Origin of the sequence: Sphingobacterium kyonggiense (assembly GCF_039536825.1) — a bacterium.
GTDB lineage: Bacteria > Bacteroidota > Bacteroidia > Sphingobacteriales > Sphingobacteriaceae > Sphingobacterium > Sphingobacterium kyonggiense.
In genome coordinates this window covers 679,792-703,507 of the sequence record NZ_BAAAZI010000004.1, presented here as the reverse complement: position 1 = coordinate 703,507, position 23,716 = coordinate 679,792, and the positions used below count along the sequence as shown (strand labels likewise).

Below are 23,716 nucleotides of genomic sequence, written 5' to 3'. Positions count from 1 at the left end.
CAAATCCTAATACCCCGCGTGTGAATTCACCAATGGCTTTGTTCAATTGCAATTGGAATAATAAAGGATATTGAACATGAAGCGGATTTTTGTCATAGCGGCAATCGTTGGAGTTACAGTTTTGAGTACAGCTTTTCTTTCTGATAAAGGATTGAATGATCTTCGTGCATTGTACAGCAAACCCGTTAAAGAGTGGCCAAAACCAACAATTGATAGCGGTGTAAACTGGCAAGAGTTTAAATCCCTTCCGAAGATTGATACCAGTTATTTTTCTTTAATGGAACGCCCTGATGTTAAACTGGGTAAATTCTTATTCTTCGATCCTATTCTTTCAGGTTCTAATCAGATTTCATGTAGTTCCTGTCATAATCCACAGACTTCATGGGCAGACCATTCTACAGTTCCTGTAGGGCATGACCATTTAGTCGGCACGCGTAATACCCCTTCTCTATTGAACGTGTATGCCCGTAAAACCATGTTTTGGGATGGGCGAGCACATTCATTAGAAGAGCAAGCCTTAAGTCCAATAGAGGCACATAATGAAATGGCAATGGACCTCACCAAATTGGTTCCTAAGTTAAAAGCCATTCCAGCATATCGAGAATTGTTTAAAGAAGCCTTCGGTGATGATGACTTCTCCATGCCAGAGATTATGAAGGCATTAGGAAGTTTTCAACGTACTTTAACCAGTAGAAGAAGCAGGTTTGATGAGTTTCTAGATGGGAAGCATAATGCTTTAACAGATGATGAGATTGCCGGATTGCACTTATTCCGCACAAAAGCGCGCTGTATGAACTGCCACAATGGGCAATTTATGACCGATGAGGATTTTCACAATATCGGATTGACCTATTACAAACGTAAATACCAAGATCTTGGTCGATATGAAGTTACCAAAGACCCTAAGGATGTTGGAAAATTCCGTACGCCATCTCTTCGTGATGTCATGAATACAGATCCTTGGATGCATAATGGCTTATTTGAGAACATGACAGGCTTGTTGAACATGTACAACAGCGGTATGGGGATGAATAACCCCAAAACAGCAGAGCAAGAGGCCGATCCTATGCACCCTAGAATTGACCCTTTAATGAAGAAATTGGACTTAACTAAAGAGGAAATTAAGCAGATTGAAGCCTTCTTACATGCCATTACAGCGACTAAATATCGCATGAACCGACCAGAGAAACTGCCACGCTAATCTTTGTAACTATATTGCAAGATTGGTAATTTAATCTGCTGACTGCACGATGCATATCAGTAGATTTGCATACCTTTGAAAGTTATGCAAAAAAATGCAAATCATACCCCTAAGTCACACATCCAAATAAAGGGAGCCCGTGTAAATAACCTAAAGAACATCGATACGGACATCCCCAAAAACCAGTTGGTGGTTATAACTGGGATGTCAGGATCCGGAAAGTCTTCTTTAGCCTTTGATACCCTCTATGCAGAGGGACAACGTCGTTATGTGGAGTCCTTGTCGTCCTATGCCCGTCAATTTATGGGAAGGATGAATAAGCCCGATGTGGACTATATCAAAGGGATTGCTCCGGCAATTGCCATCGAACAGAAGGTGATTTCCAGCAACCCCCGCTCTACAGTAGGAACTTCAACTGAAATATATGATTACCTAAAATTACTGTTTGCTCGAATTGGAAAGACTATTTCTCCTGTTTCTGGTCAAGAGGTAAGTAAAGATACCATATCTTCAATTGTTGACCGCCTAACTGCCTATGAGGATGGTTCAACCGTCACGATCTACAGTTCCCTAATCCCTACGAACAAACGTAAGTTGAAAGAAGAGCTTTCTCTCCTACTACAAAAGGGATTCGTGCGTATTAAACGTGGCGATAAGATCCTTAAGATAGAGTCTGTTCTAGAAGACAATACCATAGCCAACAAAACTTTCAAAGAAGGCGAGATCTTTATTGTTATCGATCGTGTGGTATTGGATCATGAGGACGATACGATTAATCGTTTGGCGGATTCCGTACAGACAGCCTATTTTGAAGGTAAAGGTGAATGTGTTGTTGAGGTGAATGAGGACAGGTTTGAGTTTTCCGATAAATTTGAACTTGACGGAATTGTTTTCGAGGAACCAACACCAAATTTCTTTAGTTTCAACAATCCTTATGGTGCCTGCAAGCGTTGTGAAGGCTATGGTAAAGTAATAGGGATTGACCCAGACTTGGTAATTCCTGATAAGAGCCGTTCGGTATTTGATGGAGCTATTGCGCCATGGCGTGGAGAAAAAATGGGAGCCTGGTTAGATAAACTGGTTCGCACAGCCATTAAATTTGACTTCCCTATTCATCGTGCTTATAGTGATTTGACTAAGGCGCAACAAGAAGTCCTTTGGACTGGAAACAATTATTTCCGCGGATTGAATGACTTCTTCTCTGAATTAGAAGAACAAACGTATAAAATACAATACCGTGTTATGCTTTCCCGTTACCGCGGAAAGACCGATTGTCCGGAATGTAAGGGAACACGCTTACGTAAGGACGCTTCCTTTGTGAAGATTAATGGACATTCCATTACTGATATTGTGTTAATGCCTTTAGATGAAGCATTGTCATTATTTCAATCGCTTAAGCTTTCCGATCATGATGCTATAATCGCAAAACGTCTGCTAGCCGAGATTGTCAATCGCCTACAGTTCTTAAGTGATGTTGGGTTAAGCTATTTGACTTTAAATCGCCTTAGCAATAGTCTTTCCGGTGGAGAGTCTCAACGTATTAATCTTGCCACTTCTTTAGGAAGTTCTTTGGTGGGTTCAATCTATGTATTAGATGAGCCGAGCATTGGTCTACACCCAAGAGATACACAACGCCTAATTTCTGTGTTGAAATCACTTCGTGATGCTGGTAACACAGTTATTGTGGTGGAGCATGAGCAAGAGATGATGGAAGCAGCAGATTACCTGATTGATATCGGTCCTGAGGCAGGTATTAATGGTGGCGAATTGGTCTTTGCAGGGACTTATCAAGAGATCTTAAAAGATAAGGAGAGTTTGACAGGGAAGTATTTAAATGGTGAATTGTCCATTCCGGTTCCAGCAAAAAGAAGGAAATGGAAAGAGGCTATTCGTGTAAATGCTGCTCGAGAGAACAATCTAAAAGGCATTACGGTCGATTTTCCATTAAATGTCTTTACGGTGGTATCTGGAGTTTCTGGATCGGGTAAGACTTCCTTAGTAAAACGTATTCTATATCCCGCTTTGCAAAAAGCAGTGGGGAATTATTCCGGAGATCAAACTGGTGCTTTTGATAGCTTAGATGGAGCGATTGATCAGATCGAACAAATTGAGATGGTTGATCAGAATCCTATTGGACGTTCCACACGTTCCAATCCGGTAACATATGTGAAGGCATGGGATGAAATCCGATCGCTATACGCTAGTTTACCAGCGGCTAAGGCTAATGGCTTGAAGCCATCTGCATTTTCTTTTAATGTGGAGGGAGGAAGATGTGAAGTGTGCCAAGGTGAGGGTGTTGTGAAGATCGAGATGCAATTTATGGCGGATATCGTATTGCCATGTGAAGCATGTGAGGGAAAACGCTTTAAACAACATGTTCTGGATGTTCAATTCCAAGGGAAATCTGTATCGGATGTTCTGGACTTAAGTGTGGATGAGGCTATCACTTTCTTTGCAGATCAACCTAAAATATTAAATAAATTAATGCCTCTTCAAGAGGTGGGCTTAGGCTATGTGAAATTAGGTCAATCTTCGAGTACCCTATCAGGTGGTGAGGCACAAAGGATTAAATTAGCTTCTTTCTTGATCAAAGGGAATAATCAGAAGAAAACTTTATTTATCTTCGATGAACCTACAACCGGACTTCATTTTCATGATATAGGTAAATTGCTAAAAGCATTTCAGGCATTAATAGCTCTAGGGAATACCGTTTTAGTCATCGAACATAATCTGGATATGATCAAATCGGCAGATTGGGTTATTGATATTGGCCCTGAAGGTGGTGATAAAGGAGGTAACCTGGTCTTTGCAGGAACACCGGAAGATTTAATAACTTGTAATCAATCCTATACTGGTGACTACCTTAAACGTCACCTAAATTCAAATACTTAAACTCAAATATTATGCGTAAAAAATTTAGTTTTCTGATATTGCTGACTCTTATCAGCAATCTTGTGGCAGCACAAGTAGAAAGGCCTAAATTGGTTGTTGGTTTAATGGTCGATCAAATGCGTTGGGATTACCTCTATCGCTTTGCTGATCGCTACGGTAATGATGGCTTTAAGCGTCTCCTTCGTGAAGGATTTACTTGTGAGAATACCATTATCGACTATGTGCCAACATTTACCGCTATCGGGCACAGCTCCGTTTACACGGGTTCCGTTCCTGCCATTCACGGCATCGCCGGAAATGACTGGATCGAACAACAAACAGGTACTTCCATGTATTGTACACAAGATGATGCGGTACAGGGAGTTGGTACTACTGAAAAAGAAGGTAAACAATCTCCTAGAAACCTACTGGCTTCTACTGTCACCGATCAGTTAAAATTGGCGACTAATTTCCAATCTAAAGTTATTGGTATTGCCATTAAGGATCGTGGTGGTATTTTGCCTGCTGGTCACTTTGCAAATGCGGCTTATTGGTTTGAAGCTAAATCCGGCGATTGGATCAGTAGTACCTATTATATGGAAAACCTGCCAAATTGGGTGCAAGGATTCAATAAACAACAGCTCGCAGATAAATATCTGAAGCAAGACTGGAATACACTATACCCAATTGATACCTATAAAAACAACAGTATTGACGATGATAACGTGTATGAAGGAAAATGGGCAGGCGAGAAGTCACCAACTTTTCCTCGTAAGACTTCGGAACTGATGAAGGATGCAGGTTATGAATTGATCAAAACAACACCATTTGGAAATACCTTCACCCTTGACTTTGCCAAAGAAGCAATTAAGCAAGAAAAGTTAGGTAATAACCCAACTAAAGCTACCGATTTCTTGGCAGTGAGTTTATCAGCAACCGATTATGTTGGTCACCGATATTCACTTTCATCTGTAGAAATTGAAGATATCTACCTTCGCTTAGATCAGGATATTGCAGCTTTCTTAAAATACTTAGACAGTACCGTTGGTAAAGGTAATTATACCTTCTTCTTAACAGCTGACCATGCAGCATCTTATAACTCTCGCTATTTTATGGATATGCGTGGAAATGGTGGCTATTTCTTCTCTAGACAGTTGATTAGAACCTTAAATGAATCCTTAAAAGAAGAATTTGGTGTGGATAATTTGGTGATCAGTTTGATGAATTACCAGGTTCATTTGAACTATGCTGTTATGGAAAGCAAGAAAATGGATGAAGAGAAAGTGAAGAAGTCGATTATCAAAACATTACGTCATGAAGATGGTGTTGCTTTTGTGGTGGATATGGAAGGTGGAGAAAACATGATGATTCCATCTGTACTTCGTGAAAAGATTATCAATGGCTATAATCGCAAGCGATCAGGTGCAATCCAGATCATAACAGAGCCTCAATGGTATGATGGAACACCACGTTCTACCGGTACGACACATGGTACCTGGACACCTTATGATTCTCATATCCCATTGGTATTCATGGGCTGGGGCGTGAATAAGGGAAAAACCAATAAGGTGACCCATATAACGGATATTGCACCTACTATTTCGGCATTATTGCATGTGATGGAACCTAATGGTTCTATCGGGCAACCGATTGTAGACGTATTACAGAAATAGTCTGTTATTTTTAGTATTTTTGAAGATTAGCAAAACAAGCTTATTCTATGCTATCAAAGAAAACGAAATATGCTATTAAGGCCCTGATGGTATTGGGCCGGAATTACGGAAAAGACCCGATGCAAATCGGTAAGATTGCAGAGGAAGAGCGAATTCCCAAGAAATTCTTGGAACAAATCCTCTTAGAAATGCGTAATGCCGGAATCCTATACTCTAAAAAGGGTGCCGGTGGTGGATATAGTTTGAACAAAGCACCAGAAGATATCTATCTTTCGCAGGTTATGCGCTTAATTGATGGCCCTATCGCTTTGTTGCCTTGTGTTAGTTTGAACTTCTATCGTTCTTGTGAAGAATGCGTGGAAGAACATGCTTGCGGTATTCGTGATACCTTTGTGGAGGTTCGTAATGCCATGCTGCAGATACTGAATGACACCAGTATCTCTAATCTGATTAATAAAGAAAAGGAGTTAAACCTGGAAACAGGTAATTAATGGTCAAATTGAAAGAGCTCTCTGCTCTGATAGGACTATTTAATCCATACAAATGAAAATAAGGACAAGTGATTATGCTTGTCCTTATTTTTTGCAAAATGTTTGAAACCAACAAAAAAATGAACTCCCTTTTCGATTGTTTTATGTTGAAATATTAGCCAGATTTCTGTCGTTTTTTGTCAGTTGCCTTTATACTAAATACTCCATACTAAATACTATTCCAATGGGGTTTTATTTGACACTCCTTCGGATCTCCTTCGGAACTTGTTCGGAACTCCTTCGGATCTCGTTCGGTTCCGACCGAACGAGATCCGAACAAGATGCGATTAAGATCCAATGGAATTCCTTGGGAATACCAAAGCAAACCCTAAGCTTTTTTGATTGAAAATATAAGGAGTTAAGGCGTGTATTTTTGGGAACTAGAACAATGGATGTTGGTTTCCTAATAAGTTGATTATTTATTATCCTTCATAGAGCTCTAGAGGTAGACCATCTGGATCTTGAAAGAATGTAAATCTTTTTCCTGTATGAGGGTCTATTCGGATTTCTTCAACGGATATTTTATGGGAAAGCAATTTTTCAATTTCCTCCTCTAAATCTTCTACTTGAAAAGCCAAATGCCGTAGACCGGTGGCTTCGGGATAGGAGGGGCGTTCAGCAGGTTCAGGAAAGGAAAACAATTCGATAATATAATTGCCGTTTAGCGCCAGATCTAATTTATAGGAATTCCGTTCAGACCGATACACTTCACGGATGATATCTAGTCCGAGTATTTCTGTATAAAATTGCTTGGAAACCGCATAGTCTGAACAAATAATGGCTATATGGTGTACTTTTTGCAGGTTTAAGGCCATTACAATAGCTCCATTAGTCGTTCAAAAGCCATTCCTCGAGAGGCTTTAAGTAAAATTAGATTTCCCTCTAAAGGCTTTTCTTTTAAAGCGGTTTTTAGATCTTCGGTGCTTTCAAAATACTGTGCTTCTTCATCTCGTAAGGCATAGAAGGCCTTTCCAACGAAAATCAAACCGTTCAAATTCAATTTCTTTGCTTGTTCAATAACCTTTTTATGTTCTTCCTCGCTCTGATCACCCATTTCGAACATATCACCTAGAATAGCTACTTTCTTTTCTGCTTGAATAACTTGCAGATTCGCAATAGCTGCCGCCATACTGCTGGCATTAGCGTTGTAATAATCGGCTATCACTGTGTTTTTTTCGGTTTTATTTATCTGCGAGCGATTATTCTGAGGGACATAGCCATTCAGCCCTGCATTGATCTCCAAAGCAGATAATTCGAAATGGTGTCCAATCGCCACTGCGGCCAACATGTTTTCAATATTGTAAGCACCAGTAAGATGTGTAGCTACTTCCTGTTGTCCTTTCTCTTCTGCCAATTTCCAAAAGATAGTCAATAATGGATCGGCTATAACCAGACCGCCTTGAATGGAGTTGTTTTCTGAGAATCCATAAGTTATCGCATTGTTAATTCCGCGATCTGCAGCCATCGCCGTTAGGTATTCGTTGTCTCCTTGAATAAATAACTGTCCTTGATTTTCCTTTAGGAAGTCATACAGCTCTCCTTTGGTCTTCATAACGCCCTCAAAGGAGCCAAAACCTTCTAAGTGGGCCTTGCCTACGTTGGTAATAAAACCATGCGTAGGACGTGCGATATCGCACAAGAAAGCAATCTCCCTTATATGATTTGCTCCCATTTCAATAATCGCGATTTCCAAATCCTTTGGTAAGGAAAGAATCGTTAAAGGAACACCGATGTGGTTATTTAAATTGCCTTTTGTGGCAAATGTTTTATACCGTTGTGATAATACGGCATGCACCAATTCTTTACTGGTGGTTTTGCCGTTAGTACCGGTAATACCAATAAATGGGATGTTCAATTGCAAACGGTGGTATTTTGCCAATGCCTGAAGGCTTGCCAATACATCATCCACCAAGATATAAGCCGGGTTGTCTTGATAATAATTTTTATCATCAATTACCACATACTTAGCACCTGCAGCCAATGCTTGCTCAGCGAAGCTGTTGCCATTAAAAGAATCGCCTTTTAAGGCGAAGAAAAGACAATCTGGACTAATCTGACGTGTATCTGTACAAACCTTAGAATAGGTTAAATATAGCTGGTATAATTCTGCAACTTGCATCCTGTGTAATTTTAAACAAATGTAGGGAAAATAGACAACAGATAATAGATGACAGACAACAGACCTGCAGAAGTGCAAAATGTTGTGAAAGGTTTAGTTTTGGACATAGGGTTGGAAAAGGAGAGGTACCAAATCGTAATTGAAATACACTCAAATTTATTTTTAACTTTATTCGAAAAAAATTAGTGTAAAAAACATAAGAATCAATTTTTTAATAAAAGGGCAGTTAATGAGGCAATCCAAAGTCAAAAGAATTATATTATATATCATACTTGTTGTAATATTTGCATATAGTTTTTATGTTAGTACAGCAATTAAGCCTTATTACAGCTCTATATTAGGTGATATTGGAGGGAATCTTTTCTTTATACCATTTCTTTATATCTCCTTGTTTTTACTTAAAAAAGTTCCCGTTAAATCTTTTTTTGTCGATAATACCTTCCTTCTTGTTTTTTTCGTATTTATTGAACTAACCCAATACTTTATTCCTTTGGGAGTTTTCGATTTCCTAGATATCATAGGTTTATTTATCGGCTATGTGACATCTTTGGTCATTTTTTCTTTTTATAAAGAATATGATAAAAAATAAAGGTTGTATTATAGGTTGTCGATAGTAGTTAATTTAAGCCGTGGCGGGAAAGATGAATTTCTATTTACAACTCAGAGCGAAGCGAAGGCGGGCGATGCATGCTTCGACCGTTAAAACATTCAATAAATACTATCCCGCCAATAGGTCTATCTACTAAATACTTACTACTAAATACTATAAAAAAACAGGCAGCGGATTTTCCGCTGCCTGTTTTTTTATATATTTTGCCTTACAAAGAAAGTATCTCTACAATCCTTGTTAAGTTGGTATTGATTTTATCGATGTGTTTGATGGCTTTGCTGAATGGGGTGAATTGTACATTTCCACAGATTAGGCCGGCCATTTCACCTTTTCTACCTTCTAGTAATCCTTCGATTGCAGCTACACCTAGTCGGCTGGCTAACACACGATCCATACAGGTTGGTTTTCCACCACGTTGTATATGGCCTAGGATGGAAACTCGAACATCGTATGCAGGGAAATTAGCTTTGATTTTCTCTGCTACTACTAGTCCACCTTCCTTATCTCCTTCAGCAACGATAATGATACGAGATGCTTTGTTTTTTCTGGTTTTATCCAGACGTTTCATAATCGCATCGTAATCTACCTCCAATTCAGGGATTAATACAGCTTCAGCACCAGTACTGATACCTGAACGCAATGCGATTAATCCGGAGTCACGACCCATTACTTCTACTACAAATAGACGATCGTGCGATTCTGCCGTATCTCTGATCTTATCGACTGCATCTACTACCGTATTGATAGCTGTATCATATCCGATAGTAAAATCAGTACCGTTCAAATCATTATCAATGGTACCAGGCATTCCGATAATGGGAATATCAAACTCTTCAATGAATTTGGATGCACCTGTAAAAGTACCATCACCACCGATTACCACTAGGGCATCAATATTATGTTTTTTTAAGTTTTCGTATGCTTGTTTTCTACCTTCGAGCGTCTTGAATTCTTCGCTTCTCGCTGTTTTTAGGATGGTACCACCACGTTGTATAATGTTTGCTACGGATTTAGCATCCATCGCCATTATATCTCCTTGTACCATGCCGTCATATCCTCTGCGGATACCAAACATGTTCATTCCGTGATAAATACCTGATCTGATTACGGCACGAATGCCTGCATTCATACCTGGAGAATCTCCTCCAGAAGTTAAAACAGCAATGTTCTTAATGTGACTCATAGCTCAAATATACGATTTACTAGCATTTACGAATATTAAATTTAGATTAGCCTACTTCTTATGGTAAGCATCTAAAGCTGATTGCAAGTATGCTTTGTAACTTTCGATTTCGTAATTCGCTCCACTTGTAGGAATCAACAACTCGCCTTCATTATCCAATAAAGCATATAATGGTTGTGAGTTAGAGTTGAATCTTGTGATCTGGAATTCCGAATTTTTCTTACTTACTTTTGTGATTTTCTTGCCACTTACTTCAGAAACATATTGCTCTGCTTCTGGTAATTCCAATACACTGTCATCAACATATAATTCAACGAGAATGAATTTCTCATTGATCATGCTTTTGATGCTAGGATCAGACCATACAGTAGCTTCCATCTTACGACAGTTTACACAGTTCCATCCTGTAAAGTCAACCAATAAAGGTTTGTTCTGTGCTTTGGATGCTGCTAATGCCTCATCGTAATCGTAGTATGGATCCATACCTTTCAATGTAGCACGAGCATGGAAGTGTTGGTAATATTTTCTGCTAGCAGCATCTGCTGAACCAGCATGAGCTACAGCTCCTGTTCCTGAAGAGATATCAAAGTCTTGTGTTCCGATAGGAGGAAGGAATGCTGAAATAGATTTCAACGGTGCTCCCCACATACCTGGGATCATGTAAACAACAAATGAGAATACAATAATGGCGATGATTGTTCTCGGCACAGACATGAATTTCAAGTCGGAGTCATGAGAGAACTTGATCTTGCCGATTAGGTATAATCCCATTAAGCCAAAAATAACGATCCATAGCGCTAAGAAAACCTCACGGTCTAAGAATTGCCAGTTGTAAGCTAAATCTACGTTGGAAAGGAATTTTAAAGCTAATGCTAATTCCAAGAAACCTAATACCACTTTCACACTGTTTAACCAACCACCTGATTTAGGTAGAGATTTCAACATGGATGGGAACATGGCAAATAGGACAAAAGGAATGGCAAGAGCCATAGAGAAGCCTAGCATACCAATAGCAGGGCCTAAGCGGTCACCTTTTGTAGCCGCGTCTACTAATAAAGTACCAATGATTGGTCCAGTACAAGAGAAAGATACAACCGCTAAACTCGCAGACATGAAGAATAATCCTATCAATCCACCTTTGTCTGATTTAGCGTCAATCTTATTGACAAAAGAACTTGGTAATGTGATTTCGAATGCACCAAAGAAGGATGCTGCAAAGACCACAAGAAGTAGGAAGAATAGGAAGTTAAATATACCGTTTGTAGAGAGGGCATTCAATGCATCTGCTCCAAATGTAATTGTGATTAACATACCTAATGCTACATAGATCACAATGATAAACAAGCCGTATAAGAATGCTTGTTGAACAGCTTTCGCCGTACTTCCAGATTTTTTCGTGAAGAAACTTACGGTAAGAGGAACCATCGGGAAGATACATGGCATTAAGAATGCAATAAATCCACCTGCAATACCTTTCAAGAATATCCCCCATAACGAGACACTGCTATCATCTTTGTTTGCATCTGGAGTCGCTGCAACTGCAGCGCTGGTATCTTGTGCACTAGTATCCTGACCATCAGAGAATTCCACATCTTCAAAGTTTGTGATAAGTGCAGAGCCAGTATCAGCAGATTCTTCCTGACCAGAAGAAAATTCTACATCCTCGACATTAATTAAAGAATCTTGTGAAAAACCTACTAGAGGTGCTGTTAATGAAAGAAAAAGCCAACATGTGGCTATAAAAAAATGCTTCAAATTTAACATAATTGTTAGTTTATGGGCGCAAATCTAAGAAAAAGGCAGGGAATCCCTGCCTTTTTGTAAACGATATAACGAAAATCTTACTTAATAGTTACAGTAAATTCGTATTCATCTGGTGGTAAACAACGCTCTTTATCACAAGCCATAAATGTTGCAACTCCTTTAACTTTGGTAGGTTTGCCATTTGCTAATGCTACCTTTTGTTGGAAAATTACTTCACCATTGTAATAAGGAACATTCATTTTGAATACATCCTCGTATTTAGATTTAGGTTCTTTTGCAGCAACTTTTCCACTTACTTTAGCACCATTATCTGGCGTAAAAGTAAATGAAGTAGCAATAGGACCTCCCGAAGGAACATTTAAACCGTAAATGTGCCATCCCTGTTCAACGTTAGCTTTGATTAAAACTACCGCCTCTTTCGCGTTCACCTTCTTAGTAGCTACTGACCACTGTACGGGTTTGAATACCTGAGCAAATGCACCTGTTACAGTGAATAATACTAAGGCGATTAATAGATTTATTTTTTTCATAAAAAACCGTTTTGTTAATTGACTATAAAGTTTTCATAAAGTTTAATTCAAAGTTAGGATTATATGTTCGATAATTTATCCGTGTAATCATTTTATTGCAAAAGAAATTTCAGCTCTTTAAATTGAAAGACCTTTTCTTTTTCATTTATAGTTAGATATAATTGTCCTTCATTATCAACCTTTTGAATGGTTCCCTGAAAGATTTTATTTTCAGACGAATAATATGCCGGTATTCCCCTTTGATATAATTGCTTATTGTATTCATCTAATAAACGTTTGAGATCATCCTTTTGTCCCGAGAAATTGAAGAATCTTTTTTGAAGATGTACTAATATTTGGGCGCATGCTACTTCCAAACTCGGGATAGTCTTGCCTGTTTCTAAAAGTAAGGAGCTAGCCCGTTGTTGAATTTCTTCTGGAAATTCTTCTTGGTTTACATTGATGCCAATCCCAATTATAGATTGACGGATATTATTTCCCTGGGCTGTATTTTCAATAAGGATTCCGCAAATCTTTTTCCCGTTGAGGTAAATATCATTTGGCCATTTTATCTCTGCATGAAGGCCTTGGGTTTCAAGCCAATCACAGATACTTAAACTCACCAGGATATTTAAAAAGAAATGCTGGGATAAGAGCAGGTCTTTTGGGAGTACGAAGGTGCTAAAAGTGAGGTTTTTGTTGGGAGGTACAAGCCAAGTATTGCCTCTTTGCCCTTTTCCGGCGGTTTGGTGTCTTGCCATTATGGCAGTCCATTCAGCAAATGGCTTGAAATTTGACAGTTCAGATTTTAAATAATCATTGGTAGAGCCAATTTCATCCAAAACAATTATGTTTTGAGAGGGTGAATCTCCCGAAAATGTGTTATTTTGCAAAAGATAATGGTTTTAAAATATTTTTATCAAAAGTATAATATTTCTTAATGAGTAGAAACAAAAAAGGTTCCTTATCCGAAAAGCTTGCAGATGTTGTGATTTTAGGGATGCAAGAGAAAAAAGGAAACGAAATAGTGCGGTTGGATATGAGAGAGGTCAATGCGACATTGTCAGATTACTTCGTAATTTGTCATGCTGATTCCGCTGTGCAGGTCAATGCAATCGCTAAAAGTGTAGAAGATGAAGTTTACAAAGCATTCGGTCAAGACCCTTGGCATAAAGAAGGTCAGGGAAATGGCGAATGGATCTTATTGGACTTTGTAGATGTAGTCGTTCATATTTTCCAATCTGAAAAAAGATCCCACTATAGAATCGAAGACCTTTGGGGTGATGCGCACGTAAGTACTTATCAGAGTGCTTAATGGGCCAATAATTAGTTTAAAAATTACGTAGTATAGAGAATAAATGAAGAAAGTTCCGAGTAAGAAAATTACGCCAATGCCACCAAAATTCAATATGATATGGCTTTGGATCGCCATTTTTATAGGATTTTTTGGTCTTCAGTACTTGTTCAGTTCTGATGGGCCAAAAAGAATCACCTATAAAGAATTTGAAAGCAAATCCTTAGTTACTGGAGATGTGGAAAAACTTGTTGCCTATAAGAGCAACGATTTATGGGATGTAGAAGTTTTTATTAAAAAAGATCGTCTAGGTGAAGAAAAGTATAAGGATATCGCTAAAAGCAATAACACCTTAAACTTATCTACTAACCAAGGTCCACAATATGTTTTCTCAGAAGCTTCATCTGAAGTATTGGAGCAGAAGTTAAAAGCATCTCAAGATAGCTTAGCGGCTAATCAGCCTAAGATTGGCCTGTCTTACGAAGACCGTTCAAACCCTTATGCCGGTTGGTTTTTATCGTTCATGCTTCCATTGTTAATCATTGTTGCCATCTGGATTTTCTTGATGCGTAGAATGAATGGCGGTGCTGGAGGTGGCGGTGGTGCTATCTTTAACATTGGTAAATCTAAAGCGCAATTATTTGATAAAGAATCCCAGATAAACATCACCTTCAACGATGTTGCTGGATTGGAAGAGGCAAAAACAGAGGTCATGGAAATTGTTGACTTCTTGAAAAACCCTAAAAAATATACCGATTTAGGAGGTAAAATACCGAAAGGAGCCCTACTAGTAGGCCCTCCGGGAACAGGTAAGACCTTGTTGGCAAAAGCTGTTGCTGGTGAGGCCCAAGTACCATTCTTCTCTTTATCAGGTTCTGATTTTGTAGAAATGTTCGTTGGGGTTGGTGCTTCACGTGTAAGAGATTTGTTTAAACAAGCTAAGGAGAAAGCGCCTTGTATCATCTTTATTGATGAGATTGATGCTATCGGTCGTGCTCGTGGAAAGAACTCCATTATGGGGGGAAATGATGAGCGCGAGAATACATTGAACCAATTATTGGTAGAGATGGACGGTTTTGGTACAAACTTAGGGGTTATCATTCTTGCTGCTACTAACCGTTTGGATGTATTGGATTCGGCATTATTGAGACCAGGTCGTTTTGATAGACAAATCTCCATTGATAAGCCAGATTTAATTGGTCGTGAGCACATTTTCAATGTTCACTTGAAACCATTGAAATTGTCTGAAGGTGTAGACGCTAAGAAATTATCAGCGCAGACTCCAGGTTTTGCTGGTGCTGAAATTGCTAACGTATGTAATGAGGCGGCACTAATCGCTGCGCGTAAGAACAAACGTTCAATTGATATGCAAGACTTCCAAGATGCGATTGACCGTGTAATTGGTGGTTTGGAGAAAAAGAATAAGATCATCTCTCCTGAAGAGAAGAAAATTGTTGCTTACCACGAAGCAGGACATGCTATTGCTGGTTGGTTCCTAGAGCATGCTGATCCATTGGTGAAAGTATCTATCGTTCCTCGTGGTGTAGCCGCCTTAGGATATGCACAATACCTGCCAAAAGAGCAGTTCCTTTATACGACTGAACAACTGATTGACAGTATGTGTATGACGATGGGAGGGCGTGTGGCTGAGGACATTACTTTTGGAAGAATCAGTACCGGTGCACAGAATGACTTGGAGCGAATTACTAAACTTGCTTATGCCATGACTGCAGTATACGGTATGAACCATAAAGTAGGTAATGTATCGTTCCGTGATAGCGCTGGAGATAGTCAATTCCAGAAACCATATTCTGATACGACTGCTGAATTAATCGATGATGAAGTAAGAACATTGATTTCGGAGGTTTACGAGCGTACGAGATTATTATTGCTAGAAAAACAAGACGGACTAATCAAAATTGCTGAGAAGCTTTTGGAGAAAGAAATCTTATTCCAAGCTGATCTGGAGGAAATTCTTGGTAAACGTCCGTTCTCCAACAAAACGACTTACGATGAGTTTGTAAATGGTGGTGCTGATGGTGGAGGTGTTCCACAAACTGATTTGCCTATTCCTACAGGTGATTTAGACGATACAGAGCAAACTGTTAATAACAAAACGAATACAGAAGAACAGTAATAAATTAGCAGACAAGGCAGCTCATGCCTTGTCTGCTTTTATATATAACCATGAATATCCGGAATACGACTGCCAAGGAAAAGATGTTAAAGAAAATCCGTCAAGCGCTTCTTCAAAAGCGTGAGAACCCTCATCCTATGTTTGAGGAAACTCCGCTTTACAAAGATGAAGAGGAGCCATTGGATGTGACTTTTGCTAGGGAGTTTACACAAGTTTCTGGAAAATTTATTTACTGTGATGGTGAGATCAATCTCATTGAGAATCTTATTATCTTGGTAGAGAAGTTGAACCTTTCCAAAATGTATGTTTGGGAGCAGGAGGTTCAGCAGTTATTGGATCAATACGGATTTCCATATCGTAGTACACAGGTTCATTTTGATGAGGCTGAAGCCGGTATTACCGGTTGTGAGGCGCTCATTGCCCGTAATGGTAGCATTATGCTTAGCAATGCTAATGATTCTGGACGTCGTTTAAGTGTTTACCCGCCTATACATATTGTGATAGCAAGAGCTTCGCAGTTGGTTATGGACATCAAACATGGAATGGCTATTATCCGTGAAAAGTACAAACAAGATCTTCCAACGATGATCACGACCGTTACTGGCCCTAGCCGTACAGCTGATATTGAAAAGAGATTGGTGTTAGGGGCGCATGGCCCAAAAGAGCTTTATTTATTTTTACTCGAAGACCGTTTTTAGATGTTGCAACATTATCTATTTAACTTTCCTGTTGCTAGTGTTATTTTCGCTTTGACGATAGGATTAAGCATATACGTTTTTTCAAATCCACAGTGGTTTGGGAAATTGATGTTACATCCTTATAGTATTAGCAGAGATAAGAGTAAATTCTATCTAGTTTTTACTAGTGGTTTGATTCATAAAGATTGGATGCACCTTCTTTTCAATATGATTACCTTCTATTATTTTGGCTTCGCCTTGGAGGGGATCTTTGTGCAAGAGATGGGTTCAATTGGACACCTTATGTTTGCCTTGTTGTATATCGTGGGTTTAATACTAAGTGATATACCAACCATCATTAGACACAAGAATGATTATGGCTATCATAGCTTAGGAGCTTCAGGTGCAATTTCGGCAGTATTGTTTAGTTTTATCCTTTTCTATCCAACGACTAAGCTGTATATTTTCTTCGCTATTCCAATGCCGGCCTATTTATTTGCTGGTCTATATTTGGTTTATTGTATTTATGCTTCTAAGAGAGCGAATGATGGTATCAACCATGATGCTCACTTATTCGGTGCATTAACAGGTTTAATCTTAACCATCTTAATGTTTCCAGGGATCATAAACCACTTTATTGGACAGTTTTAGTTGGTTTTCTTAGTAGATATTCAAATTACTAAATTTATTAACTACTATCTTATCTCCAACTTTCTCTATCCAGACTTCGGAACTGAATAGCTTCAGCTAAATGTTCATTTTTAATTTCTAAGGAATTATCAAGGTCAGCAATGGTTCTTGCTACTTTAAGGATGCGATCATAAGCTCTAGCTGACAGATTTAGTTTTTCCATTGCTCGTTGCAATAAGCCTTTCCCGGTTTCATCGATTACGCAATAATCCCGTATATTTTTTACTTTCATTTGTGCATTGCTGTGTATTAAAGGTTGGTTTTTAAACCGCTCTTCCTGTATTTGCCTAGCTTGAATTACCCTCGCCCTTATATCAACACTTTTTTCTGAGGTACGAACAGTGCTGAGCTCATTGAATTCAACTGGAGTAACCTCAATGTGTATATCGATGCGGTCAAGTAAAGGGCCTGAGATTTTACTGATGTATTTCTGGACAGTTGCAAAGCCGCAGCTGCAGTTTCTATTGGGATGGTTATAATACCCACAAGGACATGGATTCATGGCTGCTATGAGCATAAAACTAGCTGGGTAGTCTACTGTGAAGCGAGCTCGGGAGATTGTAATAGAGCGAGCCTCTAAAGGCTGTCGCATAACCTCCAAAACAGTTCTTTTAAATTCAGGCAATTCATCTAGAAATAAGACACCATTATGAGCCAGTGATATTTCTCCTGGTTGGGGACTTGCTCCGCCACCTACTAAGGCTACATCCGAAATGGTATGATGTGGTGCCCGGAAGGGTCTCACGGTCAATAATGAGCTGGAACTAGGTAAGAGACCAGATACAGAATGGATCTTTGTTGTTTCTAATGATTCATCTATAGTCAATGGAGGCAATATAGTCGGGATTCTCTTTGCTAGCATTGTTTTTCCTGATCCTGGTGGACCGATGAGAATTACATTATGACCACCAGCAGCTGCTATTTCCAATGCGCGTTTGATATTTTCTTGCCCCTTTACATCCGAGAAATCTAAATCATATGAATTAACTTGCTGTTCGAATATTTCGTGGATATCAACCACACTAGGACTTATTTGAATGAAATCATTTAGAAATTCACATGTTTGCTTAAGGTCACTTACGGCAATAACATCAATACCTTCTACAATAGCGGCTTCTTCCGCATTTAACTTAGGCAATATGATGCCTTTGAAACCATCTTTTTTTGCTTGTAAAACAATAGGGAGGACTCCTTTTACGGGTAATATCTTACCATCAAGTGAAAGCTCTCCAAGAATTAAATAGGAGGCAAGTTTGCTTGTTCTAATTTGGTCTGAAGAGGCTAATATGCCGATGGCTATACTTAAGTCATAAGAAGACCCTTCTTTACGAATATCAGCAGGTGCAAGGTTAATAACGATCTTTTGGCGTGGCATTCTATAACCGATAGACAAAATGGCACTTTCTATTCGTTGTAAACTTTCTTTGACAGCATTGTCAGGGAGTCCAACAATAAAATATTTTAATCCGTTTGTTACATTAGCTTCTACAGTGATATTGCTTGCTTCAATGCCAAATACAGCACTACAATAGGTTTTTGTCAACATGTACGAAAATAATTTTATTTAATGTGAAATAAAATTATCTACATCAAGAATAACATAAAATTAACACGAGCATATATTGAATAAAAATGAGGGCAATAACAAATTAAATTAAAGATTTTGAAGATTGGCATTTGCTATGAATCATGATTTTTAATGCAGAATGATAAAATTTATATATGGTTATTGGACTACATAGCTGGAGCTAATCAGCTTTAAAGTTGAATAAGCGCTGTTTTTTTAGTAACTTATGCAATAACGGAAATGAGATAGACACTCGATATCAGATTGAATTACAATAAAGTTTTGTTATTTAAAACGATTCGGTCTATTTTTTGTTATAAATATATAGCTAAAATAAAGAATTGGTTTAACCATTAAATTGCAAAATAAAATGAACGATAACGGTAAAATTGTAACAGCCCTTTTAGCTGGATTAGCAGCAGGTGCAGTATTGGGAATTTTGTTCGCACCAGAAAAAGGAAGCGAGACTAGAGAGAAAATCAACGAATCGCTAGCTGATTTGGGAGATGCTATCAAAGAGCGCGCAGAAGAGCAGTTCGATCAATTGAATGACTTTAAAGAAAAGATCGTTGCTACTTTGAAATCTAAGCTTGGAAAAGCTGAAGGCTTTATCGATGAAGAAATCGAAGAGCACGCATAAGTCAAAGTAGAATAGATTTATACATTAGAAATTGCCAAGCTGCTTTCTTTGGCTTGGCAGTTTCCTTTTAGGGGATATGCATGGAAGAAAAAGAACAAAAATTTTCAATTTCAGATTCATTCGAGAAGTCTAAGGAATACTTAGAAACTCAATTTGAATTACTAAAATTAAAGGGGATATCAAGAATGTCTAGGATTCTAGGATCCTTGATCGTTGATGCCAGTAAGGTCTTATTGACTTTATTGATCGTATTCTTTGTGTCCTTAGCACTTGGATTTTATTTGGGTGAACTCTTAGGAAGTTATTCATTAGGATTCCTTAGTACTGGAGGTATTTTCTTAGTGATCTTGCTTATCATTCGTGCTGTAGAACCAAAGTTGGAAGCCAAATTTATGGATCTTACCATCAAACGTATTTTAACAAAATGGGATGAGGAAGATGATGATGAAGAGGAGTTAAAAGAAGAAATAAGAGAAGAAGTAAAAGAAGAGCAAGAGAATCAATCAAAACAGGAGGGATTGTAAGCATGATTGTGGATAGCAAAAATAAACGTAATAAGGTGACGAATATGACGGAGTTAAATCTAGAGATTGCTCGGTTGAAAAGTCTTAAGAAGGATCAAGAGCTCTTTCTGAAACATCAATATGTCTTGCTTAAACATAAAGTTGAAGCTCCTGCTCGTATCGCTAACTTATTATTAGACCGAGTTCCCGGCGTTGGGATGGTTAAAGGTTTGGTACAAGGAATTGGTAAAGCAACCTCCAAGAATACCAAGGGAGATTGGCTAACAAAGACTTTGCAGGTAGGATTGCCATTAGTACTTAATAAAACACTATTAAGAAATGCTGGCTGGCTTAAAAAAGGATTAGTGCTGTTAGCTTCTGAATCAGCAGCAAGTAGTGTTAATCAGGATAATGTATCCTCATGGATCGGAAAATTAACCGATATCATCAAACCAAAGAAGAAAAAGAAGAAGGAAAAATTACAGGAACCAGTAATTGGTGAAGTAATTAATCCTGCACCACCTCATCATCCGCCAATGATAACCGCTGAAGAGTCGGTGCAAGACAATATATATGGCATTCCTAAAGATAGTGAAGCCTACTAAACCAAGGATCTAAACTCCTTGGTTTTTTCGTTTGAAATCTTCATAAGCTAAAGCAATACCTTCTCTTAAGTTAGTTTTTGCTTCCCATCCCAAGCCTTTCAATTTACTTACATCCATCAGTTTTCGAGGTGTACCATCTGGTTTGCTGCTATCAAATTCCAGCTGACCTTCATAACCTATCACCTCTTTAATCATTAAAGCTAGATCCTTAATCGAGATATCCTCACCAACACCGATATTTACGAATTGTTCCTCATTATAATTGTTCATTAGGAACACACAAGCATCTGCTAAATCATCTGCATACATAAACTCTCGCAATGGTGTCCCTGAACCCCAAATACTTACTGAAGGTGTTCCATTGATTTTAGCCTCATGGAATCGACGAATTAAAGCAGGTAAAACATGTGAGTTTTCTGGATGGTAATTATCGTTAATGCCATATAGATTTGTCGGCATCACGGATATATAGTTATCGCCATATTGAAGGCGATATGATTCTATCATTTTAATACCAGCAATTTTTGCAATGGCATAAGGCTCGTTGGTATATTCTAATGGACCCGTCAATAGCGAATCTTCATTTAATGGCTGAGGGGCCATTTTCGGATAAATACAGCTAGAACCTAAAAACATCAGTTTTTTGACATCACTTTCGTGCGCATAGTGAATGACATTATTCTGAATAGCTAAGTTTTCATATATGAAATCTGCTCGATAAGTATTGTTAGCCATGATTCCACCAACTTTAGCAGCTGCCAAGAATACATAATCAGGTTTTTCCTGCTCAAAGAAAGCTTTAACAGCTTGTTGATCACGCAAGTCCAATTCTTTGGATGTGCGGGTAATCAAATTGGTATAACCTAATTCTTGCAATTTGCGTAGAATGGCTGAACCAACCATACCGCGGTGTCCAGCAACGTAAATTTTAGCTTGTTTTTCCACTTAAATGTCTTGTATACTGCAAATATAAGGTTAATTTTGCGACTTAATATTCAGGTATGGGTAAGGATAAACTTAGAAAATTTGCAGAAGTAGCTACATTTCGAAATGTAGTGCAACTGGATGCAGGTAAAGAATATAAAGGTAAATGGAGTAAAGAGTTCTTTAAGAACGATAAACCGCTAATTTTAGAGCTGGCATGTGGTAAAGGTGAGTACACCGTCAATTTAGCAAAGCTATTTCCAGAGAAGAACTTTATAGGAATTGATTACAAAGGAAATCGTATTTGGCGTGGTGCAAAGACCGCTTTAGAAGAGGGGATTGATAATGTGGGCTTCCTGCGTATTCAGATTGAAACCATCTTGGAACATTTTGATGCAAACGAAGTAAGTGAAATATGGATTACTTTTCCTGATCCGCAACCTCAAGATAGTCGTGAAAAGAAACGTCTGACTAATCCTGTATTCCTTGAGCGATATAAAACTATTCTAGCTCCAGATGGTATTATGCACTTGAAAACCGATAATGATGGTTTCTATGCTTACACCCTCGAGCAAATTGAATTACAAGATCTGCCAAAGCTTAAAGAAACAACTGATCTTTATCGCTCTGATTTAGTGGATGAAGTTTTGTCCATAAAAACATATTACGAGAAAAAATACCTTGCACATGATAAGAACATCAATTATGTGCAGTGGAAAATATCCAAAGCTTAGCTTTAATAATGGGCAGATTTTGTAACTTCAATTATTATGAAAAGAATTTACCTAATCTGCCTTGTGCTTTGCTGCCAAACAGCACTAGCACAGAAAAACCAATTAAAGGATCTGAGGAAGATCGTTAAAGAAGTTAATAGCCATTCCCAGGCTTATGAAAGACTTCAATATAGCACGGAGAATTTAGGACATCGGTTAACTGGTTCTGAAAATGGACGTAAAGCAGAAGAGTATGCTCATGATTTATTCAAGTCATATGGCCTTGATGTTTCCTATCAACCATTTACTTCGGACAGCTGGTCAAGGGAATCACTTGATTTAAGCATTCAAAATAAAGCGGTTAAATCGGTCGCATTAGCACATTCACCAGTTCATGTTGATCTAACTGCTGATTTAATGGATATGGGAAATGGCCTAGAAGCCGATTATCAAAAAGTAGGCGATCAAATAAAAGGTAAGATTGCCTTGGTGTATTTAGGTATTCTCCCTAACTCTGGTAATGGCCTTCGTAATCTTCACCGTTCCGAGAAAACAGCATTAGCTGAGAAATATGGTGCAAAAGGCATTATCTTTATCAATACCGTCAAGAACAATGTCCTATTGACTGGAACAGCTTCTATTACCGGGAAATTGATCAATATACCAGCGATCTGTATTGGTCTGGAAGATGGGATGGCCTGGAAAGATTACTTAAAAACCAATATCACAAATGCAAAGATTCAGATGCGCAATAAGGCTGGATTAACTACTTCGAGAAACATCGTCGTTCATATCAAAGGTAAGGAATTGCCCAATGAGAAGATTGTTGTTGGAGGGCATTTGGATAGTTGGGATTTAGCAACTGGTGCAATTGATAATGGTATTGGTTCTTTTGCAATAATTGATATGGCAAGAACCTTTAAGAAACTGAAGCTGAAAACCAAGCGAAGTATTGATTTTGTTTTGTTTATGGGAGAAGAACAGGGATTATTAGGATCAAAAGCCTATGTGGAAAATGCGCAAAAAGAAGGTACTATTGATCAGATAAAATACATGCTTAATTTTGATATGGTCAATGCACCTACTGGATTTTCGACCATTCGCTATGACATGATGCATCATCTTAACGAATGGGGTAAAACCTATGCCCTAGTTGACACGACCTTTAAAAATAATAATGCCTCGGGTGCAGGATTGCACAGCGATCACCAACCTTTTATGTTGCAAGGTATCCCTACGGGATCTGCAAGAGGGGGAAGATTACCTAATAATGCCGGGATGTATTACCACTCCGATAATGATGTATTTAGTTTAGTGGATAAAGCTGGTTTGGTACAGACTGTTCGTATTGGAACAGCCTATACTTATTTCCTGGCGAATGCTCCTGAGATTGCTGCAAAGAAATTAACAGATTTAGAAATCCGTGACTTCTTGGAAAAGGCAGACCTGAAAACGCCGTTGCAGATATCAGGTGAATGGCGCTGGGGGAATTGAGTTTAACTCAAT

At 38.5% G+C, this 23,716-nt stretch carries 21 protein-coding genes; 13 read left to right on the top strand and 8 right to left on the bottom strand.

What is annotated here, in order from left to right; genetic code table 11:
- Positions 1 to 76 precede the first annotated feature (76 nt).
- The 4 genes from ABD676_RS04075 (at position 77) to ABD676_RS04060 (ending at position 6,236) form a co-directional block, all read left to right on the top strand.
- Positions 77 to 1,201: a cytochrome-c peroxidase gene (locus ABD676_RS04075; protein ID WP_344673393.1), complete on the top strand. Its 1,125-nt coding sequence runs from the start codon at positions 77 to 79 to the stop codon at positions 1,199 to 1,201.
- Between the two features lie 84 nt (positions 1,202 to 1,285).
- On the top strand, positions 1,286 to 4,093 hold the full coding sequence (gene uvrA, locus ABD676_RS04070; protein ID WP_344673392.1) for an excinuclease ABC subunit UvrA: 2,808 nt from the start codon (positions 1,286 to 1,288) through the stop codon (positions 4,091 to 4,093).
- An 11-nt stretch (positions 4,094 to 4,104) separates the two neighbouring features.
- A complete protein-coding gene (gene pafA / locus ABD676_RS04065; RefSeq protein WP_344673391.1) occupies positions 4,105 to 5,745 on the top strand; it encodes an alkaline phosphatase PafA in 1,641 nt (546 codons plus the stop codon).
- A gap of 47 nt (positions 5,746 to 5,792) precedes the next feature.
- Positions 5,793 to 6,236, top strand: coding sequence for an RrF2 family transcriptional regulator (locus ABD676_RS04060; RefSeq protein WP_344673390.1), 444 nt, complete (start codon positions 5,793 to 5,795; stop codon positions 6,234 to 6,236).
- A gap of 461 nt (positions 6,237 to 6,697) precedes the next feature.
- On the opposite strand, the gene gloA2 is transcribed toward ABD676_RS04060, so the two are convergent.
- The 6 genes from gloA2 to ABD676_RS04030 form a co-directional block, all read right to left on the bottom strand.
- Entirely contained in the window at positions 6,698 to 7,090 is a 393-nt protein-coding gene (gene gloA2 / locus ABD676_RS04055; protein ID WP_344673389.1) for an SMU1112c/YaeR family gloxylase I-like metalloprotein, read from the bottom strand.
- On the bottom strand, positions 7,090 to 8,394 hold the full coding sequence (locus ABD676_RS04050) for a UDP-N-acetylmuramoyl-tripeptide--D-alanyl-D-alanine ligase (RefSeq protein ID WP_344673388.1): 1,305 nt from the start codon (positions 8,392 to 8,394) through the stop codon (positions 7,090 to 7,092). The genes gloA2 and ABD676_RS04050 overlap by 1 nt, the downstream gene beginning before the upstream one ends.
- A gap of 818 nt (positions 8,395 to 9,212) precedes the next feature.
- Positions 9,213 to 10,187, bottom strand: a complete 975-nt coding sequence (gene pfkA / locus ABD676_RS04045) for a 6-phosphofructokinase (RefSeq protein WP_344673387.1) — start codon at positions 10,185 to 10,187, stop codon at positions 9,213 to 9,215.
- A gap of 51 nt (positions 10,188 to 10,238) precedes the next feature.
- Positions 10,239 to 11,951, bottom strand: coding sequence for a protein-disulfide reductase DsbD family protein (locus ABD676_RS04040; RefSeq protein WP_344673386.1), 1,713 nt, complete (start codon positions 11,949 to 11,951; stop codon positions 10,239 to 10,241).
- 77 nt (positions 11,952 to 12,028) lie between these two features.
- A complete protein-coding gene (locus ABD676_RS04035) occupies positions 12,029 to 12,481 on the bottom strand; it encodes a protein-disulfide reductase DsbD domain-containing protein (RefSeq protein WP_344673385.1) in 453 nt (150 codons plus the stop codon).
- A gap of 92 nt (positions 12,482 to 12,573) precedes the next feature.
- Complete coding sequence (locus tag ABD676_RS04030) at positions 12,574 to 13,353, bottom strand: biotin--[acetyl-CoA-carboxylase] ligase (protein ID WP_344673384.1); 780 nt, start codon at positions 13,351 to 13,353, stop codon at positions 12,574 to 12,576.
- Between the two features lie 47 nt (positions 13,354 to 13,400).
- On the opposite strand from ABD676_RS04030, the gene rsfS reads away from it, so the two are divergent.
- Genes rsfS through ABD676_RS04010 form a run of 4 tightly spaced genes read left to right on the top strand, consistent with a single transcriptional unit; the run spans position 13,401 to position 17,219 of the window.
- The gene (rsfS, locus tag ABD676_RS04025; RefSeq protein WP_344673383.1) at positions 13,401 to 13,775 is read left to right on the top strand and encodes a ribosome silencing factor; all 375 of its coding nucleotides are present in this window, start codon (positions 13,401 to 13,403) and stop codon (positions 13,773 to 13,775) included.
- 43 nt (positions 13,776 to 13,818) lie between these two features.
- Positions 13,819 to 15,891 carry an ATP-dependent zinc metalloprotease FtsH gene (gene ftsH / locus ABD676_RS04020; RefSeq protein ID WP_344673382.1) on the top strand — a complete coding sequence of 691 codons (2,073 nt, stop codon included), beginning with the start codon at positions 13,819 to 13,821 and terminating at the stop codon, positions 15,889 to 15,891.
- A 50-nt stretch (positions 15,892 to 15,941) separates the two neighbouring features.
- Positions 15,942 to 16,589: a LutC/YkgG family protein gene (locus ABD676_RS04015; protein WP_344673381.1), complete on the top strand. Its 648-nt coding sequence runs from the start codon at positions 15,942 to 15,944 to the stop codon at positions 16,587 to 16,589.
- Positions 16,590 to 17,219, top strand: a complete 630-nt coding sequence (locus tag ABD676_RS04010) for a rhomboid family intramembrane serine protease (protein ID WP_344673380.1) — start codon at positions 16,590 to 16,592, stop codon at positions 17,217 to 17,219.
- Between the two features lie 49 nt (positions 17,220 to 17,268).
- Here the strand turns inward: ABD676_RS04010 and ABD676_RS04005 are convergent, their stop codons facing one another.
- Positions 17,269 to 18,804, bottom strand: a complete 1,536-nt coding sequence (locus ABD676_RS04005; RefSeq protein ID WP_344673379.1) for a YifB family Mg chelatase-like AAA ATPase — start codon at positions 18,802 to 18,804, stop codon at positions 17,269 to 17,271.
- 391 nt (positions 18,805 to 19,195) lie between these two features.
- Here ABD676_RS04005 and ABD676_RS04000 point away from each other — a divergent pair, with 391 nt between their 5' ends.
- The 3 genes from ABD676_RS04000 (at position 19,196) to ABD676_RS03990 (ending at position 20,573) form a co-directional block, all read left to right on the top strand.
- The gene (locus tag ABD676_RS04000; RefSeq protein ID WP_344673378.1) at positions 19,196 to 19,465 is read left to right on the top strand and encodes a YtxH domain-containing protein; all 270 of its coding nucleotides are present in this window, start codon (positions 19,196 to 19,198) and stop codon (positions 19,463 to 19,465) included.
- A gap of 80 nt (positions 19,466 to 19,545) precedes the next feature.
- On the top strand, positions 19,546 to 19,989 hold the full coding sequence (locus ABD676_RS03995; RefSeq protein WP_344673377.1) for a hypothetical protein: 444 nt from the start codon (positions 19,546 to 19,548) through the stop codon (positions 19,987 to 19,989).
- Positions 19,990 to 19,991: 2 nt separating this feature from the next.
- On the top strand, positions 19,992 to 20,573 hold the full coding sequence (locus ABD676_RS03990; protein ID WP_344673376.1) for a hypothetical protein: 582 nt from the start codon (positions 19,992 to 19,994) through the stop codon (positions 20,571 to 20,573).
- Positions 20,574 to 20,582: 9 nt separating this feature from the next.
- On the opposite strand, the gene fcl is transcribed toward ABD676_RS03990, so the two are convergent.
- Positions 20,583 to 21,518 carry a GDP-L-fucose synthase gene (gene fcl, locus ABD676_RS03985; RefSeq protein ID WP_344673375.1) on the bottom strand — a complete coding sequence of 312 codons (936 nt, stop codon included), beginning with the start codon at positions 21,516 to 21,518 and terminating at the stop codon, positions 20,583 to 20,585.
- Between the two features lie 56 nt (positions 21,519 to 21,574).
- On the opposite strand from fcl, the gene trmB reads away from it, so the two are divergent.
- On the top strand, positions 21,575 to 22,231 hold the full coding sequence (trmB, locus tag ABD676_RS03980; RefSeq protein ID WP_344673374.1) for a tRNA (guanosine(46)-N7)-methyltransferase TrmB: 657 nt from the start codon (positions 21,575 to 21,577) through the stop codon (positions 22,229 to 22,231).
- A gap of 36 nt (positions 22,232 to 22,267) precedes the next feature.
- Positions 22,268 to 23,704, top strand: a complete 1,437-nt coding sequence (locus ABD676_RS03975) for a M28 family peptidase (RefSeq protein ID WP_344673373.1) — start codon at positions 22,268 to 22,270, stop codon at positions 23,702 to 23,704.
- The last annotated feature ends 12 nt before the right edge of the window (positions 23,705 to 23,716 follow it).

What these genes read in the sequence shown, in the direction of transcription:
- ABD676_RS04005 (WP_344673379.1), bottom strand. Translation starts at nt 18,804, where the DNA reads ATGTTGACAAAAACCTATTGTAGTGCTGTATTTGGCATTGAAGCAAGC.
- ABD676_RS04000 (WP_344673378.1), top strand. Translation starts at nt 19,196, where the DNA reads ATGAACGATAACGGTAAAATTGTAACAGCCCTTTTAGCTGGATTAGCA.
- ABD676_RS03975 (WP_344673373.1), top strand. Translation starts at nt 22,268, where the DNA reads ATGAAAAGAATTTACCTAATCTGCCTTGTGCTTTGCTGCCAAACAGCA.
- ABD676_RS03990 (WP_344673376.1), top strand. Translation starts at nt 19,992, where the DNA reads ATGATTGTGGATAGCAAAAATAAACGTAATAAGGTGACGAATATGACG.
- ABD676_RS03995 (WP_344673377.1), top strand. Translation starts at nt 19,546, where the DNA reads ATGGAAGAAAAAGAACAAAAATTTTCAATTTCAGATTCATTCGAGAAG.
- ABD676_RS04060 (WP_344673390.1), top strand. Translation starts at nt 5,793, where the DNA reads ATGCTATCAAAGAAAACGAAATATGCTATTAAGGCCCTGATGGTATTG.
- pafA (WP_344673391.1), top strand. Translation starts at nt 4,105, where the DNA reads ATGCGTAAAAAATTTAGTTTTCTGATATTGCTGACTCTTATCAGCAAT.
- rsfS (WP_344673383.1), top strand. Translation starts at nt 13,401, where the DNA reads ATGAGTAGAAACAAAAAAGGTTCCTTATCCGAAAAGCTTGCAGATGTT.
- ABD676_RS04015 (WP_344673381.1), top strand. Translation starts at nt 15,942, where the DNA reads ATGAATATCCGGAATACGACTGCCAAGGAAAAGATGTTAAAGAAAATC.
- ABD676_RS04010 (WP_344673380.1), top strand. Translation starts at nt 16,590, where the DNA reads ATGTTGCAACATTATCTATTTAACTTTCCTGTTGCTAGTGTTATTTTC.
- ABD676_RS04050 (WP_344673388.1), bottom strand. Translation starts at nt 8,394, where the DNA reads ATGCAAGTTGCAGAATTATACCAGCTATATTTAACCTATTCTAAGGTT.
- trmB (WP_344673374.1), top strand. Translation starts at nt 21,575, where the DNA reads ATGGGTAAGGATAAACTTAGAAAATTTGCAGAAGTAGCTACATTTCGA.
- uvrA (WP_344673392.1), top strand. Translation starts at nt 1,286, where the DNA reads ATGCAAAAAAATGCAAATCATACCCCTAAGTCACACATCCAAATAAAG.
- ABD676_RS04040 (WP_344673386.1), bottom strand. Translation starts at nt 11,951, where the DNA reads ATGTTAAATTTGAAGCATTTTTTTATAGCCACATGTTGGCTTTTTCTT.
- ABD676_RS04035 (WP_344673385.1), bottom strand. Translation starts at nt 12,481, where the DNA reads ATGAAAAAAATAAATCTATTAATCGCCTTAGTATTATTCACTGTAACA.
- gloA2 (WP_344673389.1), bottom strand. Translation starts at nt 7,090, where the DNA reads ATGGCCTTAAACCTGCAAAAAGTACACCATATAGCCATTATTTGTTCA.
- pfkA (WP_344673387.1), bottom strand. Translation starts at nt 10,187, where the DNA reads ATGAGTCACATTAAGAACATTGCTGTTTTAACTTCTGGAGGAGATTCT.
- ftsH (WP_344673382.1), top strand. Translation starts at nt 13,819, where the DNA reads ATGAAGAAAGTTCCGAGTAAGAAAATTACGCCAATGCCACCAAAATTC.
- ABD676_RS04075 (WP_344673393.1), top strand. Translation starts at nt 77, where the DNA reads ATGAAGCGGATTTTTGTCATAGCGGCAATCGTTGGAGTTACAGTTTTG.